The organism is Fictibacillus sp. NPDC058756 (assembly GCF_042746035.1).
Taxonomy (GTDB): Bacteria; Bacillota; Bacilli; order Bacillales; family Fictibacillaceae; genus Fictibacillus.
Genome location: NZ_JBHYPU010000003.1, coordinates 1 through 19,786, shown reverse-complemented (window position 1 = coordinate 19,786; position 19,786 = coordinate 1). Strand labels below are relative to the sequence as shown.

Sequence of the window (19,786 nt, the reverse complement as noted above, 5' to 3'; positions counted from 1 at the left end):
CCCACGATTAGTGGATTTTTTACTGATAGACCAATTCAAAGACTTCTTGGTTATTTTTCCTAGCATCATTGATTTTTTTTCTGGATTTTCTAAAATTATTTTTCCCAGGCCGATTACTACTTTTTGTGAATTTTCTCTTTTTTTCACTAGAATTTATTTGGGGAATAATTCTGTTTTTATACACCTTATTCTTTTGAACAGTTCTTCTTGTTTTTACTATTTTACCTTCGTTTGAACCAACTTCAAAAGAGTGTAATTCTTTTATTTTCTTACCCATTTTTTCAACCAAACCTACAACCAATGCATTTCCCATACAAAAATATCTTGCCTTATCCGGCATATCCTTTGTCCAATTGGCAGGAAAATCATTTAAAAGTTCGCATTCAACAGGTGTCAAAATTCTGAGTCTGTTTGTGTCCGGGTCTTTAACTACATGCGTACTTCTGTTTTTGCTTCCTTCACTGGTCAACATTGTTCTAGCGGGGATATTCAGTTCATCCGGAAAATTCATTTTGCCTTCAGTATATTTATACTCATGACCAGTAACTGATTTCCGATTTTCACTCTTTGCCCCTTTCATGTATACAAACGATTCCAATGTGGTTTTACCGTTTTTTCCTACTTCAGCTTCATTCAAGTAATATTTTTCATCTACAACTTGATGTTTTTTTGCTTCTTCTAATATCTCACCCAAGGTTTTAGCCGGTACAGAATCAGGTATTACTTCTTCTGTATAAAATAAACCTTTTCTCATAAATCCTGAATTTCTAAATGTTGCTTTAAAAGTATTGGAGATTTCCACAATATCTTTTGGTAAAACATCAGATGAAGCACTATGCTTTAAAGATGTTCCTTTTATGGGAAATTCAGAAACAAAGAAACCATGTTCATGAAGTATTTCTTGCGGAGAGTACTTTATATTTTTGCTAGCCAAGTTAGTGTTGTCCCTATATGCAAAAATAAAGACTCTTCTTCGTTTTTGTGCAAAACCATAATCAGCTGCATTGATTACTCTCCACTCAACGCTATAACCAGCATCTCTAAAGCTTGCTAACATAATTGCAAAATCTCTTCCACGCTGCTTTGCTGGTGATTTCAAAAGTCTATCTACATTTTCCAACAAAACAAATGTAGGTTTTCTCATATTAACAATGTCCATTATTTCCCAAAACAGAACACCTTTTTTCCCTTGTATGCCTGATTCACCAGATAAGGAACGTGCCACTGAATAGTCCTGACAAGGGAATCCCCCTACGAGTAAATCATGTTGTGGTATCGCATATTTAACTTCAGCTATATCTCTATTTGAATGAGTACCTTTACCCTTGTATCTTGCAGCATAACAATCAAAGGCATGTTGTACTTTTTTTGATGGTTCCCACTGGTTACCGAAAACTATATTAAATACTTTATTTCTTTCCAAGCCGACTCTAAATCCACCAACACCGGCAAATAACTCAACTACATCTATCATAAAAATACGAACGTCCTTTCGTAAAACCTTGTACTGTTATTATAAATGATTTCTACAAATAACTTAAGCATTATCTTTTATTGGAAATTCCTTTCACCCTACCCTAGAATTTCTATGGTACTATGATATATTAGGAGGGATTTTATGGAATTTAGGATATATTCACATCGTAATGCATTAACAATTTTGGAAAATGAACCAGAATTTAAAGAAGCATGGGAAGAAATTAAACACATTTTGACTACACTTGATGAAGACACGCTTAGGAAATGTTATGAAGATAACTTTCAAACCAAAAACAAAAGTCTATCTACATCAATCAATTCACTCCTTAAAGAAAGGTTTAAGGACTTTTCTTGGAGTGGTGAAAGTGCAATATTTCAAGACCCACACTATGATGACCCTAAAAGTGATTATTGGAGATTAGACTTTGCAAAGGATGACATTTCAATTGAAGTTGCTTTTAATCATGCTTCTGCTACTGCATGGAACTTATTAAAGCCTGTTTTAGCAAGTGAACTTAATCATGTTAGAAAAGCTATCCAAACTAAAATCGGTATAGTTGTTGTTGCAACCTCGGAAATGAAAAAAGCAGGAAACTTTGACGGTGCTATTGGGTACTACGAAAAGTACGTAGACCACCTCAAACCACTTATGAACCAATTGAGTGTCCCTTTGTTAATTATCGGTCTTGAAGCCCCTAAGTCATTTAAAATAGCTAAAACACCAAAAGGTAATAAACTTAAAGGGCTAGTAGTATTACTTGATGAAAATGTTGTTGTTGAAGATTTTGATGATGATGATGATGTTACTGATGATGATTATGGTTACAATGAAGAAGATTTACAACTAGCCATGTTAGATTGATAATCATTTAATAGGTTGACTTTGTGGTTTTCATAAATCTGAATTAATCAGATTGCTTAGGAAACGTTGGTCAAGAGAATGACTACCTAGTTAAGCACTCAAAAAATAAATGAGTACAACAAGTAGACGTTCATAGCCTGAATTGAACCGAGTTGTTGAGGGGTCCGCAGTATCACCTTGTTTGAACGATTGGATTTCTCCGACAACGAACTTTCTACATACAAAGCTAGTCCTGTATGCTTTTAGTCTGTTCGTTGCTACCTGTACCTTAATACACCTAGCTACCAAACCGAACCGTTAATGGTCGTTCTCACCTAGTAACCACCAGCAAACAAGGAAAGCTGTTATTGTGATTACGGTTGCATTTTATTCATTGGCTACAACCAGTACCCATCAAGGTTTTTTTAACAACGTATTATTAGGATTCCACGTTGGAAATACCGTAAAAAAGACATTACTTAATACACCTTGCTTAATCTTATTTTTTCAGATAAAATCAAAGCAAGAATTACGGTATTTCGTATTCAGTTTTATACGTTTTGTTTTACTTGGTCACGTGCGGGAACACGTGGCTTTTTCTTTTGTATCTATGAAACTTGTAATGCTTATATATCCAGTTTATTTAAGGGGTTATATCTATCATTTTGTTCCTTCAGTTCATTCCCCCACATAGCTACGTAACGCATAGTAACTGCTATATTTTCGTGTCGCATCATCTTTTGAATAGCAAATGCTGACATACCACTCATAGCCAACCTATGGCAAAATGTGTGCCTAAAGGTATGTGGTGAAACCCTTACATCTGAAAAGTTCATCTTTCTTTGCAGATTTTGAAATAATAGCATTATAGAATTTTGGGTCATTTGAGTGTTATCCCTATTCACAAAAACATAATCACTCAATGTTTTAAAATGCCTTTTACAAAACAGGTTGTATGCTGATAATTCTTTTGCTAGCTTTTCAGTTAAGAAAACTATCTCTCTCTTTCTTCGTTTACCGTAAACAGTAATTGTTAGGTTACCAATATCTACATCAGACCACTTCAGGTTAATTGCTTCTGTTCTTCTGATACCAGTGCCTAAAAATGTAACTATTAACATATAGCCACGATACGCAAAGTAACTATCTTCTCGCCTTCTTAAACTGCGGTAATACCCCAACATCTGACAAATCTGTTCATCAGTAAAGACATTAATTTTCACATCTGCCTTTTGACGTTTTACTTTCAAAGCTACATTTTCTTTAACCAAACCTTCTTCAACCATGTAATTAAAGAAAGCACGTATACGTTGCAACTTTGTATTTACTGTATTTGCAGAATTCCCTTTTAATTGGCACTGACTTAAATATCTTTTAACATGGTTACTTTCAATTTCTTCAACATTTAAAATGTTATTTTCGTGACAGTAATCAATAAAACCGCCTAACAGCACCTTATAATTCTGAATATTAATAGCAGTTGTATTTTTGAATTTACGGTCATCAATAAAATCCTGATAAGCAAATTTTAAAAGCACAAAAAAGACTACCCCCTTTATATAGGAAGTAGTCCTTTACTTACTAACTATTTATACATTAGACAGCTTCACATAAGTGAAACTATGGGTTACATCATGCCGCCCATTCCGCCCATGCCCATGCCGCCCATGTCAGGCATTCCGCCGCCGCCATTTTCTTCTGGCTTATCAGCGATTACTGCTTCTGTTGTTAGGAACATTGCAGATACGGATGCTGCGTTCTGTAGAGCTGAACGCGTAACTTTCGTTGGGTCAACGATTCCGGATTCGAACATGTTTACCCATTCGCCAGTTGCTGCGTTAAATCCAACTCCGATTTCTTCGTTCTTCAAGCGCTCAACAACTACAGATCCTTCAAGACCAGCGTTGTGTGCGATTTGACGAACTGGCTCTTCAAGTGCACGAAGTACTAGTTTGATACCAGTCAATTCGTCACCAGTTGCTTCAACTTTTGAAATTGCGCTTAGTACGTTAACTAGAGCTGTACCACCACCGGATACGATACCCTCTTCAACTGCTGCACGCGTAGAGTTCAATGCGTCTTCGATACGAAGTTTGCGCTCTTTCAACTCAGTTTCAGTAGCTGCACCAACTTTGATTACTGCTACTCCGCCAGCTAATTTCGCTAGGCGCTCTTGTAATTTTTCTTTATCGAACTCAGAAGTTGTATCTTCGAGTTGTGCTTTGATTTGGTTAACACGAGCTGCAATTTTAGCAGAATCTCCAGCACCTTCAACGATTGTTGTGTTTTCTTTTGTTACAACAACTTTAGAAGCTGTACCAAGCTGCGTAATGTTTGCAGTCTTAAGGTCAAGACCTAGCTCTTCAGTGATTACTTCACCGCCAGTTAGTACTGCGATGTCTTCTAGCATTGCTTTACGGCGGTCACCGAATCCAGGAGCTTTTACAGCAACGGCATTGAATGTTCCGCGAAGCTTGTTAACTACTAATGTAGCAAGTGCTTCACCTTCAACGTCTTCAGCAATCAACAATAGAGATTTCCCTTGTTGTACCACTTGCTCAAGAACTGGAAGGATTTCTTGAATGTTTGTAATCTTCTTATCTGTGATAAGAATGTACGGGTTCTCAAGCTCTGCTTCCATCTTGTCAGAGTTTGTAACCATGTATGGAGATGCATATCCGCGGTCAAACTGCATACCTTCAACCACTTCAAGCTCAGTTGTGAATCCTTTTGATTCTTCGATTGTGATTACGCCGTCGTTTCCAACGCGCTCCATCGCTTCAGCAATCAATTGACCTACTTCATCGTCAGCTGCAGAGATCGATGCAACTTGTGCGATTGATTCTTTTCCTTCGATTGGCTTAGAAATTGCTTTAAGCTCTGCTACTGCAGCAGCTGTCGCTTTTTCGATACCTTTACGAAGTACCATTGGGTTTGCACCGCTTGTTACGTTCTTAAGTCCTTCACGGATCATCGCTTGAGCAAGAACTGTTGCAGTTGTTGTTCCGTCCCCAGCAACGTCGTTCGTTTTGCTTGCAACTTCAGCTACAAGCTTAGCACCCATGTTTTCGAATGCATCTTCAAGCTCGATTTCTTTTGCGATTGTTACACCGTCATTTGTGATTAGCGGAGAACCGAATTTCTTTTCAAGTACAACGTTGCGCCCTTTAGGTCCAAGCGTTACTTTTACAGCGTTCGCTAATGCATCAACACCGCGTAGCATTGAGCGGCGTGCGTCTTCACTAAATTTAATATCTTTAGCCATGTAAAAACCCTCCTATTAATTTAAAAAGTAGTGACTTACATATGCTTTTATTTATGTAGCTTCAAAACATTGAAGCTTCCATTCTCTGAGATTAGCCTACGATCGCTAAAACGTCAGATTCACGAAGAATCAAGTATTCTTTGCCTTGGTACTTCACTTCTGTACCAGCGTATTTAGAGAAAATAATTGTGTTTCCTTCTGAAACTTCTAAAGAGATACGCTCGCCGTTATCCGTCACACGGCCCGTACCTACAGCAACAACTTTTCCTTCTTGAGGCTTTTCTTTTGCTGAATCTGGCAATACAATGCCGCTTGCAGTTTTTTCTTCACCTTCTACAAGCTCAATAATAATACGGTCACCTAATGGCTTTAACAAGTGAAACACCCTCCTTAAATAGTTAAAAAATTTTCTTATTAGCACTCTTTGTTAGTGAGTGCTAACTCCATTTCTAATAATAAATAAAACTTTAAAACTTTGCAAGCAGGAAATATGAAAAAAGTTCTCAAAATCGATATCCTCGCGAGCCATGCCTATTCTATGTTAAAATGGGTTAGCATATAAAGAGTAATAATAAGTAAGAGTATTCACGTGAGGAATTAAAGGAGAACTTAATTTGAAGAAAAAATACTGGTGGATCATCTTTATATACATACTAATGCAATTCTCGGGATATCTCGGAATTCCTCTATTGAATGAACTTGGTGTTCCTGAAAATCAATTGTTCGGAATGTGGGGCACAATAAGTTTTGTAGCCGCTCTATTCATTATCCTTTACATGCTGATTCCTGAGATGAAAAGCCGCCATCGAGATTCTGAACGGGTGTCAAAAGGCTCTGCGGTCATGTGGTCGATCATCGGTATTATTATGGCGTATGCCGCTCAAATTATTGCCAGTCTTATTGAAATAAACGTATTTGGCATTCAGCCTGGTTCTGAAAACACAGAAAAACTTGTTGAAATCGTAAAAGATGTACAATACTTTATGATTGTCACGGCCATTGTCGGCCCAATACTAGAAGAGATTATTTTCCGAAAGATTATTTTTGGATCACTTCATAAACGATTTAATTTCTTTCTATCTGCTTTGATCAGTTCTCTTATTTTTGCTGCTGTTCATGCGGACTTTACACATCTCTTAATCTATACAGCAATGGGCTTTACCTTTGCATTTCTGTACGTTCGGACGAAAAGGCTTATCGTCCCTATCGCAGCACACGTCGCAATGAATACACTCGTATTAATTGTCCAGATTTTCCTTGCTGATAAGATAAAGGAAATGGAAAAACAGCTAGAAACAGCGCAATTGATTTTTGGAGGACTGCTATGAAGACATCACCTTTGTTTATGGCATTTTTATATTTAGGAATCGGAGTCGTCTTTACGTACTTAGCTGTTCATTATGCTAGTGAGTACGGAATGACAAGCTTCTGGACGATAATAACAATGGTTGTCGCAACATTTGATTTCGCAAATGCCATCAGATATTTCGCGTTAAATAACCATTTGAAAAGAAAACGAAAGAAATAGATACAAAAAACTGTCCTTTATGAGGCAGTTTTTCTTTTTGTATAGAGATTTCTAGGTTATCGCGTGAAATCTTAAGTATTTGGCGTGGACCAAAGCTCAGCTGGCGTGTAACTGGAAATTTTTGCGTGGAACTAGCACTCGATTGCGTGAAAATACAACTTTTCTGCGTAAACATGTAATAAATATAAGAACAAGTACCGTAAAATCCCTTACTGCATAAGAAGTACACAAAAAGAGGGCTCACATTATAGAGACCCTCTTTCTTATTACTTATATGCAGATTCAACTTCAGCTTCTTTCTCTTTCACAAGAGCTTCCACTTCTGCTTTCATTCGTTTTTTATATGCTGTTCTGGATATGATGATGCTGATCTCATAAAGAATTATTAACGGAAAAGTAACCATTAAGTGAGACATTAGTTCTGGCGGAGTTATGAACCCAGCTATAACTAGAATCCCGAAGTAAGCGACTTTCCTAATTCTTTTTAAGTAGTCTGGTGTCACAATCCCTAATCGGGTTAGGAACATGATCAGGACTGGGAACTGGAACAGCAATCCAAATGGCAATGTGATGTTAAATAAAAATGAGAAATATTCCTGAATGCCGTATTCTCCTTCAACACTAAGTGCAGTCGCAACATTGCCCATAAAACTTACGACAAACGGAAAGAGAATAAAATACGAGAATGCCAATCCCGATAAGAATAGCAAAAAGGCAATCGGGATATACATCAGTGTTACTTTTCGTTCATTTTCGTAAAGACCCGGGCTGATAAACGCCCAGAGCTGATATAAAATTACAGGAGCTGCTAATACACAGCCGATAAAAAATGCGAAGGTCATATAGACATTCAATGGGTCTGTTAAATGAAATGCGTTCATCTGAATATCTTTAGCGATTGGATCACTTTGCAAATACACGATCACATGCTTCGCTAAGAAAAATCCAACGATAAGAAATACAAAGAAAGCTATTAGTGCCCACATGATGCGTTTTCTTAACTCACCAACGTGGTCGTATAACGTCATACTTTTTTCAGAGTTCATAGAAAAACATCCTTACTTCTTCGGTTCTTCGCTTTCTTTTTTGTTATTATCATCGTCGTCCATAATGCCTTTTGTTGCATGCTTGAACTCGCGAAGCGTCTTCCCTGCTGCTTTTCCTAATTCAGGCAGCTTCTTTGGTCCAAACATCACTAAAGCTGCAAGCCCAATTATTGCGATACTTCCTGGTCCTAACATAGTACTTCCTCCTTTAAGAGTAATTTTTCATAAAATAAACGAGTGACTGCAGTTCTACAGCTAAATCGATATGATGTACACGAATTTCTGAGGACAAGGTCAGACGTGCCGGCGTAAAGTTCAAGATGCCTTTTACACCCGCTCTTTCCAGCTGATCGGCGATCGGCTGGGCTGCACCCACCGGCACAGTTAGAATGGCAACGTCAATTCCCCGTTTCTCAAGTTCACTTTCAATATCGTTCGTATGGTAAATAGGTACGCCAGCAATCTCAGTGCCGATTTTAGATTCATCTACGTCGAATGCGACTTCTATTTTTGTATTATTATTTTTTGTAAAATTGTAATGCAAAAAGGCAGTTCCTAAATTACCTACTCCGATTAAAGCAACCGTTGTTGTTTCATCCTGATTAAGGGTTTTGCGGAAAAATGAGAGCAAGTAGTTAACATTGTAGCCATAACCCTTTTTCCCTAACGCTCCAAAATAGGAAAAATCTCTTCGTATCGTAGCAGAATCTACTTTTACAGCTTCACTCAATTCAGCAGAGGACACCCTTTGCTTTCCTGAGGACGAAAGATTTTTTAGAAACCGGTAATATAATGGCAGCCGTTTAGCTGTAGCATGCGGTATTTTTAGCTGATCTTGGTTCATGTATTGGCCCTCCATATTCAGAAAGCTTATCTTTTCTTATTGTATCATACTTTGTCAGGGCTTGATTAGCGTACGAAATCCCCATTCTTTCCGCCTGTTTTTGAAACGAGATATGTAGGACCGATAATCATTCCTTTATCTGCTGCTTTACACATATCATATACGGTCAAAGCTGCAGCAGTTGCGGCCGTGAGTGCTTCCATCTCTACTCCAGTACTCCCTTTTGTTCTTACTTCAGCTTGTATATTTAATTTGTATCCTTCGTCACTTTCTTTGTCCCATTGAAAAGAAAGATCAACGCCGGTTAATGTGAGCGGGTGGCACATTGGAATCCAGTCAGATGTCTTTTTAGCTGCCATGATGCCAGCGATTTGAGCAACTGCGAGAACGTCCCCTTTTTTGAACTTGTTGTCTTTAATCTTAAGGAAGACTTCTTCAGATACGGTTATCCCGCTGAGCGCGATGGCAGTCCGATATGATGTTTCTTTTTCTGAAATATCCACCATTCTGGCACGGCCTTCTTCGTTAAAATGGGTTAACTCTTTCATAAAACCCCTCCTCATGTTGAATATACACGAAACCGCTTTTATTGTCGTTATTTTCTTCCATGTAAATATTGCAAAATGTTGAACATTCCCTTTGTTGGCGTGAATCCCCAAACTGCGCTAAACTACTAATAGATAGGTTAAAGATTATTAATTAGGGGCTTTTTTTCTATAAGTTTTGTTGTTTTAAACTTCATTGAACTGTTGGTTGGAGCGTAAGGTGCGTGCCTACCATCTGAGAAGCTTCTCGCAAGGCATGCGACGAGGAAGCTAACATCGGTAGCATTTACTTGTAGACGCAGGAGCAAGGATACTTTCATGAAGCGGGACAGGTGAGACTCCTAACGGCGCAAAGCGCAGAGGAGGCTCACCGCACGCCCCCCGGAAAGCGAGCATCCTGGAGCGGAAAGCAACTCCTTCAAGCTGCGAAGGTTAAGACAACAGCCTGAATAAAAATCACCCTTTTTCATAGAGGTGAATTGAAATGATTATATTACAAGTTCAAGACGTCACAAAGTCATTTGGCGCTGACGTCATTTTATCCAATATAAAATTAGAAGTTCAAACTGGAGAACGTATTGCGCTTGTTGGCAGAAACGGCGCAGGAAAGTCTACTCTTCTGCGTGTTATTACAGGAGAGTATTCATACGATTCCGGTCATGTCATGATTCCGAAAGATGTGAAAACTGGCTACCTCGCACAGGATGCCGGCCTTGATTCAGATGAAACGATCTGGAACGAAATGCTCTCGGTCTTTGAACCTCTTCGCAAAAAAGAGAAGAAGCTGCGTGAAATGGAAGCGCGCATGGGCGATCCGGGTGTTTTAGAAAATGCAGCTGAGTATGAGCGTCTTTTAAAAGATTATGATGAGCTGCAGATTCAATTTAAGGACGAAGGCGGATACCAATACGAAGCTGAGATCCGCACCGTTCTTCACGGTTTTCAATTTGCCGATTTTGACAGAGACACGAGAATCAATACGCTTAGCGGCGGTCAGAAAACAAGGCTTGCTCTTGCAAAGCTTCTTTTAACGAGGCCGGATCTTCTTATTCTGGACGAACCTACCAACCATCTTGATATCAAGACATTAACTTGGCTGGAACAATATTTGCAGGGTTACCCGGGCGGCATTCTGATCGTCTCCCATGACCGTTATTTCCTCGATAAAATTGTGACTTCCGTTTATGAAGTATCGAGAAAACGTTGTTATCGATTTACCGGGAACTATTCTAGTTATCTAGAGCAAAAAGCGGAGCGTTATGCTCAGGAAATGAAAGAATTTGAGAAACAGCAAGACCAAGTTGCTAAACTCGAAGATTTTATTCAGCGCAACCTCGTGCGTGCTTCAACAACAAAACGCGCACAGAGCAGGCGTAAACAGCTTGAGAAAATGGAGCTGAAGGAACGTCCTGCAGGATCAGAAAAATCGGCTTCCTTTTCTTTTGATATCGAAAGACAAAGTGGAAACGATGTGTTGAAACTGGAGGAAGTGAGCACCGGCTATGAAGACGGAGTTCCACTTTTTAAAGATGTAAACCTGGCAGTAACCCGTCAGGATAGTATAGCAATCGTCGGACCTAACGGGATCGGCAAATCGACACTATTAAAAGTAATTAGAAAACAGCTGCCGCTCATTACAGGTGATATTCGCTATGGAAGCAGCTTGAAGATTTCACATTACGATCAGGAACAAGCCGACCTTCACTCCCGGAAAACACTTCTTAACGAGCTTTGGGATGATTATCCAGAAAAAACAGAAAAGGAAATCCGCTCGATCCTTGGCCAGTTCCTTTTCAGCGGTGATGATGTTCTGAAGCTTGTAAACGAGTTAAGCGGCGGCCAGAAAGCCCGGCTTGCCCTTGCTAAGCTCATGATGGAAAAAGGCAATCTGCTGTTATTGGACGAGCCGACGAACCATTTGGACCTTGATAGCAAAGAAATTCTGGAACAAGCGTTGATTCATTATCCAGGAACCATCCTTTTTGTATCCCACGACCGTTATTTTATTAACCGGATCGCGACTAAGGTGGCGGAACTGGCTCCAGATGGTATTACCGAGTATCTAGGGGATTACGATTATTACACAGAAAAAAAGAACGAAATGAAAGCACGCGAAGAAATTGCAGAACGCCAAAAAACCGAAAATACTGCAAACGCGCCGTCCGCTGTACAATCAAACAGTGCCAAGAACTCAATCGACAAAGAAGCAAAGAAACAAGATCGTAAACGACACCGCCGAATTGAGGAAATTGAAGAGCTTCTTGAGGGACTTGAGAGCAAAATTGCGTATGCAGAAGGTGAACTTTGCAAACCTGAAGTATTTCAAAATTACGAGAAAACACAAGAGTTTCAATCACAGTTAGATACATTAAATAGTGAAATGGAAACCCTTATGGAAGAATGGGAAAAATTGCAGAATGCTTAGCTTTCAAAAGCTGACAACCTTATGAAAGGGTTGTCAGCTTTTTGTTATCCACAAGACAAAATTAGGTTTTATAAGTATATTTTCTACTTATCCACGTTATCCACAGAAAATTGTGTATACATTGTGTGAATTGTGTATAACATGAACCCTTATTTGTAGAACTCTTTCAAACATTGTCCACAATATCCACAAACCTGTGCATAACTTTTCCACAATAAGAATGTCGAAAGAAGTCTCTTTTAGTCGACAAGGGGCTTTCCCAAAAGTAAGGTAAACTTACTTTTGGCAGCCCCGAATTTTTTATTTTTACAAAATAAGAAATAAGTAATTACCTTCCTATTTCAGCTATCTTATCGAGTATTATTCGATAACCTGCCATCTTATTAATAATGGACGTTACATAAAAGGTTATACAAAAAGAGGCATGACCTTAAAAGTTTTTATACTTTTAAGTCAGCCTCTTTTCTCTATTATTGCGCTTCTAGATCCAGCCCTGGTACTCCGTTGAGTGCCATATCAGCCCGTGTACCCTTTTGATAAGCAACACTTCCTGCTGCCGCAATCATAGCAGCGTTATCTGTGCATAAGTGCAAAGGTGGGATTACTAAATCATATCCAGTATCTTTAAATCGTTCTTCCAATGCTTTGCGCAGCCCCTTGTTCGCTGCTACACCACCTGCAAGAAGAACTTGCTTCACTTTAGATTGATCAGCTGCACGAAATGTTTTTTCCACAAGTACATCCACAACGCTTGCTTGAAAGCTTGCTGCCAAGTCTTCTGGCTTAATTACTTCTCCGCGCTGTGCTGCATTATGAACGGTGTTTATCACAGCTGATTTTAATCCGCTGAAACTAAAATCCAGTGATTCAGGTTCAAGCCAAGCTCTAGGCAGGTCAATGTTCGGTTCACCCTCTTGTGCAAGCTTGTCGATATGCGGACCGCCTGGATACGGCATGTTCAATGTACGAGCGACTTTATCATAAGCTTCTCCCGCTGCATCATCTCGTGTTTCCCCGATCACTTTAAAGGTTCCGTGTTCTTCCATTAAAACGAGCTCTGTATGTCCGCCTGAAACGATTAGTGACAACAACGGGAATGTCATCTCTTTTACAAGACGGTTTGCATAGATGTGTCCCGCGATATGATGAACGGGTACAAGCGGCAGCCCGTGTGCGAACGCAAATGCCTTTGCTGCATTTACACCAATTAAGAGTGCGCCTACTAATCCTGGTCCTTCGGTAACAGCAACGGCTGTTAAATCAGCCGGCTCAAGCTCAGCTTTATTTAACGCTTCATCAATAACGATCGTAATTTGTTCCACATGATGTCGCGACGCCACCTCGGGCACAACTCCGCCGAATCTTTTATGGCTTTCAATCTGTGAAGCCACAATGTTCGCCAATAGCTCTGTGCCGTTTTTTACAATGGCTACAGCTGTCTCATCACAACTTGTTTCGATTGCTAATATGATTTCATCTTTTTTCATAGTTCCACCCACATAACTAACGCATCTTCACCGTTATCACTGTAATAGTTTTTTCTAATTCCGCCTGCTTGGAATCCAAGTTTCTTATATAAGTTCTGAGCAACGTGATTACTGACACGGGCTTCTAGCGTCATCGTTGCTGCCCCATGTCTTTTTGCGAGAATCATCGCTTCTCTCATCAGCTGTTCTCCTAGCTTTCTTCCTCTGTATGAAGGAAGAATCGCAATATTTGTTACATGAGCTTCATCCATCACAAGCCAGATGCCGCAATAGCCAATCGGCTGAAAATGATCCTCAATGACAAGGTAATACGCAAATTGATTTTCAACGATCTCTCTGTAAAAAGCTTCTCTCGACCAAGGAACAGTGAAGGAAGACTGTTCAATGCCAAGAATATCATCAATGTCACTTACTTTTGCAAGTCTATAAGTATATGCCTCTCCCACCTGAAACACCTACTTGCCCTGGGACTTCAGCCAATTTACTTCTGCTTCGGCTAGTTGGAGATAACTTGGTGTAAATGAATGGATGTCATCCGGCTCCCTCTGCATACCGATTCGTCCTAGCTCACTTGGTCTTGGATTATGATCAGACACAAGTCCAAATACAGCCTGACTTCCCAAAACCTCAGTTATTGTTTCCTGATGAATAGGAAGATCGTTTCCTACGAATAGAACTTTCTTATCTGTTGTTTGCAGTTTTTCAAGCCAGTCTTTTAATAAGATAATGCGGTCTTCCCATAGGTTCCCAAATTCACCTGAGTCAGCTTGTCCATATAGACCTGTGAACAGCTGTGTGCGTCTTGCATCAAATAACGGAACTGTAAAACCATTAAAATACTTTCCGCTTTGTGCGAGTACTTCAAGGCTTGAAATACCTACAAGTTCTTTTTTTAATGTCCACGCTAGCGTTTTGGCAATTGTGACGCCAATTCGTACACCTGTATACGAGCCAGGACCTTTAGCAACAACGATACGATCGAGTTCAGCAGGTTTAACACCCGTTTCTTTCATTAGCTGCTCGATCGCAGGCATCACACGTATCGAATGATTTTTCTTTAAGTTTGTAATATATTCACCAAGCACTTTTCCTTCATCCAATACGGCAATCCCCATAACTAGGTTGGATGTATCTATTGCCAGTACTTTCATTGCATAATCTCCTTAACACGTTCTTCGTATCTTTCCCCAAGCGGAGTTAGTTGTATTTCTCGTTCGTCTTCACCAATGTGCGAGATAACCAATTCTAGTCTCTCTTTTGGCAGATATTCTTCTATAAAGGTCGCCCACTCTACCACACAAACACCTTCACCTGAAAAATACTCTTCAAAACCTAAATCTTCATCAGAGTCTTCCAGTCTGTACACATCCATATGGTAAAGAGGCAAACGACCATTGTATTCTTTAATGATGGTAAACGTAGGGGAATTCACGGTACGGGTTATGCCTAAACCTTTAGCAAGTCCTTTAGTGAAAGTGGTCTTACCTGCGCCTAGATCTCCAGCCAGTGTAAGAACGTCTCCTTTTTCGAGGACTGACCCAAGTTTTTCAGCAAAAGCCATTGTTTCTTCCGCTGACTTTGTTTTAAAATGATAAACACTCATGACTTCCCTTACCTTTCCCTAAAATGATTAAAACCTTGTTTTGTAATTCGTTCTGATGATTCGTTTTCGTTTCGATACAAATAAACTGCTGCATTACCAGCTTCTCCAACTTTCCCAATTTCAAATATCTCAGAAGAATGCTGTTGAAACAATATGCTTAATTGTTCGAACTGATCTTGAGCAACCGTTCCAGTCAGTACATAATCTTCTCCGCCAAACAGCTGATACTTTAACTGCTCGTTCTTAGGGTATCTGACTAATAATGGACTGACAGGTATTTTATTTTCATCAATATGTATGGTAACCTGACTGGCTTCAGCAATTTCATTTAGTTCGCTCGCTATTCCATCACTTACATCGTTTAAAGAGATACGAAAACCGCTGGATGCTAATATTCTTCCCGGTTCTATATGAGGAGCCGGCATTTGATGCTGTAAGATCAGCTGCTCTTCATCACTATTAAAATGATGGTGTCTCGTTTTTTCAAGTAACAGCTTAAGCCCTGCTGCAGATTCTCCCGTCACTCCCGTTAAAAAGACAGAATCTCCTGGCTCCGCATTTTTTCGAAGCAGACGTTTCCCTTTTTCTACTTTTCCAATAACGGTAACTGTTAATACAAGAGGACCTTTTGTCGAAACTGTATCCCCGCCAATAAGGTCTGTTTTGTATTTTGATGCGAGGCTGGCCATACCTTTATAAACTTCGCCAAGCTCTTCCGCGTTCCAGTCCTTCGAGATCGCGATAGATACTAAATAAAACTGCGGTATCGCACCCATTGCACCTAAATCGCTCAAGTTCACAGCAAGCGCCTTATAGCCAACTTGATAAGGTGACAAAGTATCTTTCGTAAAATGGACTCCTTCAACCATCGTATCAACACATACGACTTGATCCATTTCTTTGTTTACTGACCAAAGTGCGGCGTCATCACCAATACCCGTTACTAACTCTTTTTGAAAAGAAGAATTCGGTGTGATGCTTTTTATCCATTCAAATTCATCATGAAGCATTGGGAACCACCTCTTTGGCTAAATCAGTTTATAAAAAAGCCTTAGGATCAGATTGAACTCCTAAGGTATCAGTAGTATATTTTAAGTTTAACTTACTTTTAGACATAAAAAAACACGAAACCTTGTTTCGTTTTTTAAAAGTGGCGGACCCGACCGGGGTCGAACCGGCGATCTCCTGCGTGACAGGCAGGCATGTTAACCACTACACCACGGGTCCAGCTTATATGTAATTGATGTAGTTCATAGTCAAGACGTATCTCGACGTTGTTCATGAAATATAATTGGTTGCGGGGACAGGATTTGAACCTGCGACCTTCGGGTTATGAGCCCGACGAGCTACCAGACTGCTCCACCCCGCGACGATAAAAGTATACAGATGATGTTTCCGAGTTTGTTGTCTCTTCCTCTACATGCATCATCATGATGTGTATCCGTCGAGACATGTCGTTGTGATTTCACTGAAGCGTACGCTCCATGCTCCACCCCGCGACGTTATAAAAGGTTGTTTGTTCAACAACTTGTTTCGGACATTTATTAATATAACACGTTTATTAGTATGATGCAAGTGTTAAATAAATATTAAGGCACTGGAATTTTATTTTTTTCCAGTGCCCTTTGATTATGCTGCTTTTTTCGCGTTTTCTGGTCTCTTATGGAAACCTTTAGCGTAGTAGATGGCAGTTAATAAGATCAGCCAGAATGGGCCAACTATTAACGCAATTCGTGTATCAGGGAAATAAGCCATGATTCCTACTACAAATATCAATATCGCAAGTGCTATATAAGATCCAAAAGGATATAATGGCATTTTAAATTTCAATTCAGCCTTTTCTTCGTCACTTAATCCTTTACGGAATTTCAATTGAGAAATGAGAATGACTGACCACGTCCAGATTGCACCAAACGTCGAAATACTCGTTACCCAAACAAATACTTTTTCAGGAACTAAGTAGTTAAGTACCACTCCGACTAATAGGGCTGCAGCTGAAACTAAAATAGCTGTAGACGGCACTCCTGTTTTACCTACACTATGAAGTTTTGCAGGAGCTTGTTTTTGTTCAGCAAGATTGAACAACATACGGCCAGTACTGAAAATCCCACTGTTACAGCTAGATAATGCAGCTGTTAATACAACAAAATTAATGATTCCGGCAGCTTGTCCAATTCCGATCTTTTCAAACGTTAATACAAACGGACTTCCTTGTGTACCAATTTGATCCCAAGGATAGATCGACATGATAACGAACAATGCCCCGACATAAAATAATAAAATACGCCAGAATACAGTATTTACAGCTTTGGAAATAGATTTTTCAGGGTTCTTAACTTCACCTGCTGTTACACCGATCATTTCTATACCTAAGAAGGCGAACATAACCATTTGCATCGACATGAGAATACCTTTAACCCCATTCGGAGCAAATCCGCCATTTTCCCATAGGTTGCTGATTCCGGTTGCAACACCACCGTTACCAAAACCAAATATAATCATTCCTAAACCAGTTACAATCATTAACACGATAGCTACAATTTTAATTAAAGCAAACCAGAATTCAAACTCTCCATATGCTTTAATAGCAAGAAGGTTGATGCTAGCCATTATGACAAGTGCGGCTAATGCCCAGATCCATGTTGGTATGTCCGGATACCACATCTTCATGTAGATCCCTACAGCTGTAATTTCAGCCATACAAGTTACAATCCACAAGAACCAATAGTTCCATCCTGTTAAGTACCCAGATAATGGTCCAATGTAGTTTCTTGCGTATCGGCTAAAAGATCCTGCAACTGGCTGATGGATTGCCATTTCACCAAGAGCTCTCATGATCATAAACATTACTGCTCCACCTAGAGCATATGCAAATAAAATTGCTGGTCCTGCCATCTCAATTGCCGAAGCGGAACCTAAAAATAAGCCCACTCCAATAGCAGCCCCAAGTGACATAAGCGTAATATGTCTTTCCTCGAGCCCGCGATGTAATTCCTGTTTCGGCTTCATTTTTATGCCTCCCTTGCTGTGTTTGATGAAGCGCTTTCACTCAGATATCATAACACGATTCGACAAGTGGAACAATTTCTTTTATGTTACAGTTTAAAGCCCTAAAGCTTTTTGAGCAGCAGTTTTAAAAGCTTCAATAATATCCTCTTCATTTTCGATTCCTACAGAGATTCTGATTACATTTTTATTAATTCCAAGCGTTTCGCACATTTCTGCTGGCAATGATCGATGAGAGGTGCCAAGTGGATAGGAAACAGTAGTTTCAACTCCAGCTAATGTCGGAACGATGTGTATCCAGTCAAGGGATTTAAAAAACGTATGAACATCACTGCTTTCGTCCAGTTCAATCGTCACGATTGCCCCGTTCCCTTTTTCGCTGACAAACTCAGGGTAGTATACTTTCTTAATACCCTTTGTTCCCTTTAATTCGCCTGCTAGTGCCTTTGCATTGGCTAAATGACGCTCCATACGCACGCTTAACGTTTTTAGTCCTCTGGATGCCAGCCATGCGTCAAACGGGCCAAGGTTGCAGCCAAGATGGGCCATTTTAGATTTAGCTCTAGCGATTAAATTCTCACTGCCTACAACAACACCTGCCGTTACATCGCTATGTCCGTTTAAATATTTCGTTGCACTATGAACGACAAGATCAACACCCTGTGTGTACGGCTGCAAAACAAAAGGCGTAGCAAAGGTGTTATCAATCATCGTAGTTAATCCATGCTTTTTAGCTAATCGGACAAGCGCGCCAAGATCTTCTACTCGTAAAAGCGGATTTGTAACGGATTCCGAGTAGAGCAGTTTTGTATTAGGGCGGATGTTTTTTTCAATTTCATTTACATCATTAAAAGAGACAAATGAAGTCTCGATACCGAAACTCTTTAAGTCATCAGAAAGAAGCTGATAAGTGCCTCCGTACAAGTCCTCGCAAGCCACAATATGATCGCCGGACTGTGCTACGGAAAGGATACCGACTAATATAGCTGAAATACCTGAAGACGTGACAACACCAGCTGGAGCTTTTTCGAGCTGTGCTACCCCTCTTGCAAAGTCATCTTGATTCGGATTGTTCACTCTTGTATATAGGAAGTCATTTTTACCGCGAAAGTAATCTTCTAAATCATCCAGATTGGAAAAAGAAAAAGCTGAAGTCTGGTAGATTGGCTTAACCTTGCTTACAGACTTAACATTGTTATGACCGCCTGCATGTACAGTTGATGTATCGAAATGAACGTCTTTCATTTATATAGCCTCCCCATTATTTTTATCTCCTAGTGTAGCATAAATTACGGTGGAGTAAGTGATTTTACGGTACGTGTTCCTTTATTTCTTACACGTTCGCCCAGTAGCGAGGGGGATTCACCCGAATAGGTGCAGGTTCCGCCCCAACTCGGCCGAGTTGCACCCCAAAGTTAAGCCGTTTCACCCAGTGACCCTTCATTTTCGCCCCATGACTCTTATCTGGCGTGACATTTCAAATGAACATTCAAAGAAAAACGAAAAGCTGACTCAAAAAAGTCCTTACTCAGTCTTTGTTAGTCAGCTTTCGTTCCTTTTTTCTATTTTACTCTCTTTTTTTAACGCAAAAAAAGAAGATGGATCTTCATCCATCTTCCTCATTGCCTAGCGACGTCCTACTCTAACAGGGGGAGACCCCCAACTACCATCGGCGCTGAAGAGCTTAACTTCCGTGTTCGGTATGGGAACGGGTGTG

At 39.8% G+C, this 19,786-nt stretch carries 18 protein-coding genes, 2 tRNA genes, 1 rRNA gene and 1 pseudogene; 4 read left to right on the top strand and 18 right to left on the bottom strand.

Features of this window, described 5'->3' with window-relative positions; translation table 11 throughout:
- Positions 1–19: 19 nt before the first annotated feature.
- Complete coding sequence (gene dcm / locus ACFW35_RS18275) at positions 20–1,474, bottom strand: DNA (cytosine-5-)-methyltransferase (RefSeq protein WP_379847948.1); 1,455 nt, start codon at positions 1,472–1,474, stop codon at positions 20–22.
- A gap of 144 nt (positions 1,475–1,618) precedes the next feature.
- Here dcm and ACFW35_RS18270 point away from each other — a divergent pair, with 144 nt between their 5' ends.
- A complete protein-coding gene (locus ACFW35_RS18270) occupies positions 1,619–2,341 on the top strand; it encodes a BglII/BstYI family type II restriction endonuclease (protein WP_379847946.1) in 723 nt (240 codons plus the stop codon).
- 605 nt (positions 2,342–2,946) lie between these two features.
- Here ACFW35_RS18270 and ACFW35_RS18265 read toward each other — a convergent pair.
- The 3 genes from ACFW35_RS18265 to groES form a co-directional block, all read right to left on the bottom strand.
- Positions 2,947–3,858 (bottom strand): tyrosine-type recombinase/integrase, encoded by a 912-nt coding sequence (locus ACFW35_RS18265; RefSeq protein ID WP_379847944.1) that lies wholly within the window; start codon positions 3,856–3,858, stop codon positions 2,947–2,949.
- Positions 3,859–3,947: 89 nt separating this feature from the next.
- Positions 3,948–5,585 (bottom strand): chaperonin GroEL, encoded by a 1,638-nt coding sequence (gene groL / locus ACFW35_RS18260; RefSeq protein ID WP_379847942.1) that lies wholly within the window; start codon positions 5,583–5,585, stop codon positions 3,948–3,950.
- A 91-nt stretch (positions 5,586–5,676) separates the two neighbouring features.
- Positions 5,677–5,961 (bottom strand): co-chaperone GroES, encoded by a 285-nt coding sequence (gene groES / locus ACFW35_RS18255; RefSeq protein ID WP_066242572.1) that lies wholly within the window; start codon positions 5,959–5,961, stop codon positions 5,677–5,679.
- A 238-nt stretch (positions 5,962–6,199) separates the two neighbouring features.
- Here groES and ACFW35_RS18250 point away from each other — a divergent pair, with 238 nt between their 5' ends.
- Positions 6,200–6,913 (top strand): CPBP family intramembrane glutamic endopeptidase, encoded by a 714-nt coding sequence (locus ACFW35_RS18250; RefSeq protein WP_379847940.1) that lies wholly within the window; start codon positions 6,200–6,202, stop codon positions 6,911–6,913.
- The gene (locus ACFW35_RS18245; protein WP_077365776.1) at positions 6,910–7,113 is read left to right on the top strand and encodes a YdiK family protein; all 204 of its coding nucleotides are present in this window, start codon (positions 6,910–6,912) and stop codon (positions 7,111–7,113) included. Before ACFW35_RS18250 ends, ACFW35_RS18245 begins: the two co-directional genes overlap by 4 nt.
- 266 nt (positions 7,114–7,379) lie before the next feature.
- Here the strand turns inward: ACFW35_RS18245 and tatC are convergent, their stop codons facing one another.
- The 4 genes from tatC to moaC form a co-directional block, all read right to left on the bottom strand.
- On the bottom strand, positions 7,380–8,159 hold the full coding sequence (gene tatC / locus ACFW35_RS18240; protein ID WP_379847938.1) for a twin-arginine translocase subunit TatC: 780 nt from the start codon (positions 8,157–8,159) through the stop codon (positions 7,380–7,382).
- Positions 8,160–8,171: 12 nt separating this feature from the next.
- Positions 8,172–8,354 (bottom strand): twin-arginine translocase TatA/TatE family subunit, encoded by a 183-nt coding sequence (locus ACFW35_RS18235; RefSeq protein WP_379847937.1) that lies wholly within the window; start codon positions 8,352–8,354, stop codon positions 8,172–8,174.
- 13 nt (positions 8,355–8,367) lie between these two features.
- Positions 8,368–9,003, bottom strand: coding sequence for a redox-sensing transcriptional repressor Rex (locus ACFW35_RS18230; RefSeq protein ID WP_066286277.1), 636 nt, complete (start codon positions 9,001–9,003; stop codon positions 8,368–8,370).
- 65 nt (positions 9,004–9,068) lie between these two features.
- On the bottom strand, positions 9,069–9,551 hold the full coding sequence (gene moaC / locus ACFW35_RS18225; protein ID WP_379847935.1) for a cyclic pyranopterin monophosphate synthase MoaC: 483 nt from the start codon (positions 9,549–9,551) through the stop codon (positions 9,069–9,071).
- A gap of 481 nt (positions 9,552–10,032) precedes the next feature.
- Here moaC and abc-f point away from each other — a divergent pair, with 481 nt between their 5' ends.
- Complete coding sequence (abc-f, locus tag ACFW35_RS18220) at positions 10,033–11,973, top strand: ribosomal protection-like ABC-F family protein (protein ID WP_379847934.1); 1,941 nt, start codon at positions 10,033–10,035, stop codon at positions 11,971–11,973.
- A gap of 470 nt (positions 11,974–12,443) precedes the next feature.
- Here abc-f and tsaD read toward each other — a convergent pair whose 3' ends face one another.
- The 10 genes and pseudogenes from tsaD to rrf form a co-directional block, all read right to left on the bottom strand.
- Positions 12,444–13,460: a tRNA (adenosine(37)-N6)-threonylcarbamoyltransferase complex transferase subunit TsaD gene (tsaD, locus tag ACFW35_RS18215; protein ID WP_379847932.1), complete on the bottom strand. Its 1,017-nt coding sequence runs from the start codon at positions 13,458–13,460 to the stop codon at positions 12,444–12,446.
- The gene (rimI, locus tag ACFW35_RS18210) at positions 13,457–13,906 is read right to left on the bottom strand and encodes a ribosomal protein S18-alanine N-acetyltransferase (RefSeq protein ID WP_379847931.1); all 450 of its coding nucleotides are present in this window, start codon (positions 13,904–13,906) and stop codon (positions 13,457–13,459) included. Before rimI ends, tsaD begins: the two co-directional genes overlap by 4 nt.
- A gap of 9 nt (positions 13,907–13,915) precedes the next feature.
- Entirely contained in the window at positions 13,916–14,575 is a 660-nt protein-coding gene (tsaB, locus tag ACFW35_RS18205; protein WP_379848049.1) for a tRNA (adenosine(37)-N6)-threonylcarbamoyltransferase complex dimerization subunit type 1 TsaB, read from the bottom strand.
- Positions 14,553–15,063, bottom strand: a pseudogene (gene tsaE, locus ACFW35_RS18200) (tRNA (adenosine(37)-N6)-threonylcarbamoyltransferase complex ATPase subunit type 1 TsaE). The gene tsaB and the pseudogene tsaE overlap by 23 nt, the downstream one beginning before the upstream one ends.
- An 8-nt stretch (positions 15,064–15,071) precedes the next feature.
- Entirely contained in the window at positions 15,072–16,073 is a 1,002-nt protein-coding gene (gene thiL / locus ACFW35_RS18195) for a thiamine-phosphate kinase (protein WP_379847929.1), read from the bottom strand.
- 141 nt (positions 16,074–16,214) lie between these two features.
- Positions 16,215–16,290, bottom strand: a tRNA-Asp gene (locus tag ACFW35_RS18190).
- A gap of 65 nt (positions 16,291–16,355) precedes the next feature.
- A tRNA-Met gene (locus tag ACFW35_RS18185) sits at positions 16,356–16,432 on the bottom strand.
- A gap of 260 nt (positions 16,433–16,692) precedes the next feature.
- Positions 16,693–18,072, bottom strand: a complete 1,380-nt coding sequence (locus ACFW35_RS18180; protein ID WP_379847928.1) for an amino acid permease — start codon at positions 18,070–18,072, stop codon at positions 16,693–16,695.
- A 93-nt stretch (positions 18,073–18,165) separates the two neighbouring features.
- Positions 18,166–19,314 carry a trans-sulfuration enzyme family protein gene (locus ACFW35_RS18175; protein ID WP_379847926.1) on the bottom strand — a complete coding sequence of 383 codons (1,149 nt, stop codon included), beginning with the start codon at positions 19,312–19,314 and terminating at the stop codon, positions 18,166–18,168.
- A gap of 379 nt (positions 19,315–19,693) precedes the next feature.
- Positions 19,694–19,786: ribosomal RNA gene (gene rrf / locus ACFW35_RS18170) — 5S ribosomal RNA — on the bottom strand; the annotation flags it as partial.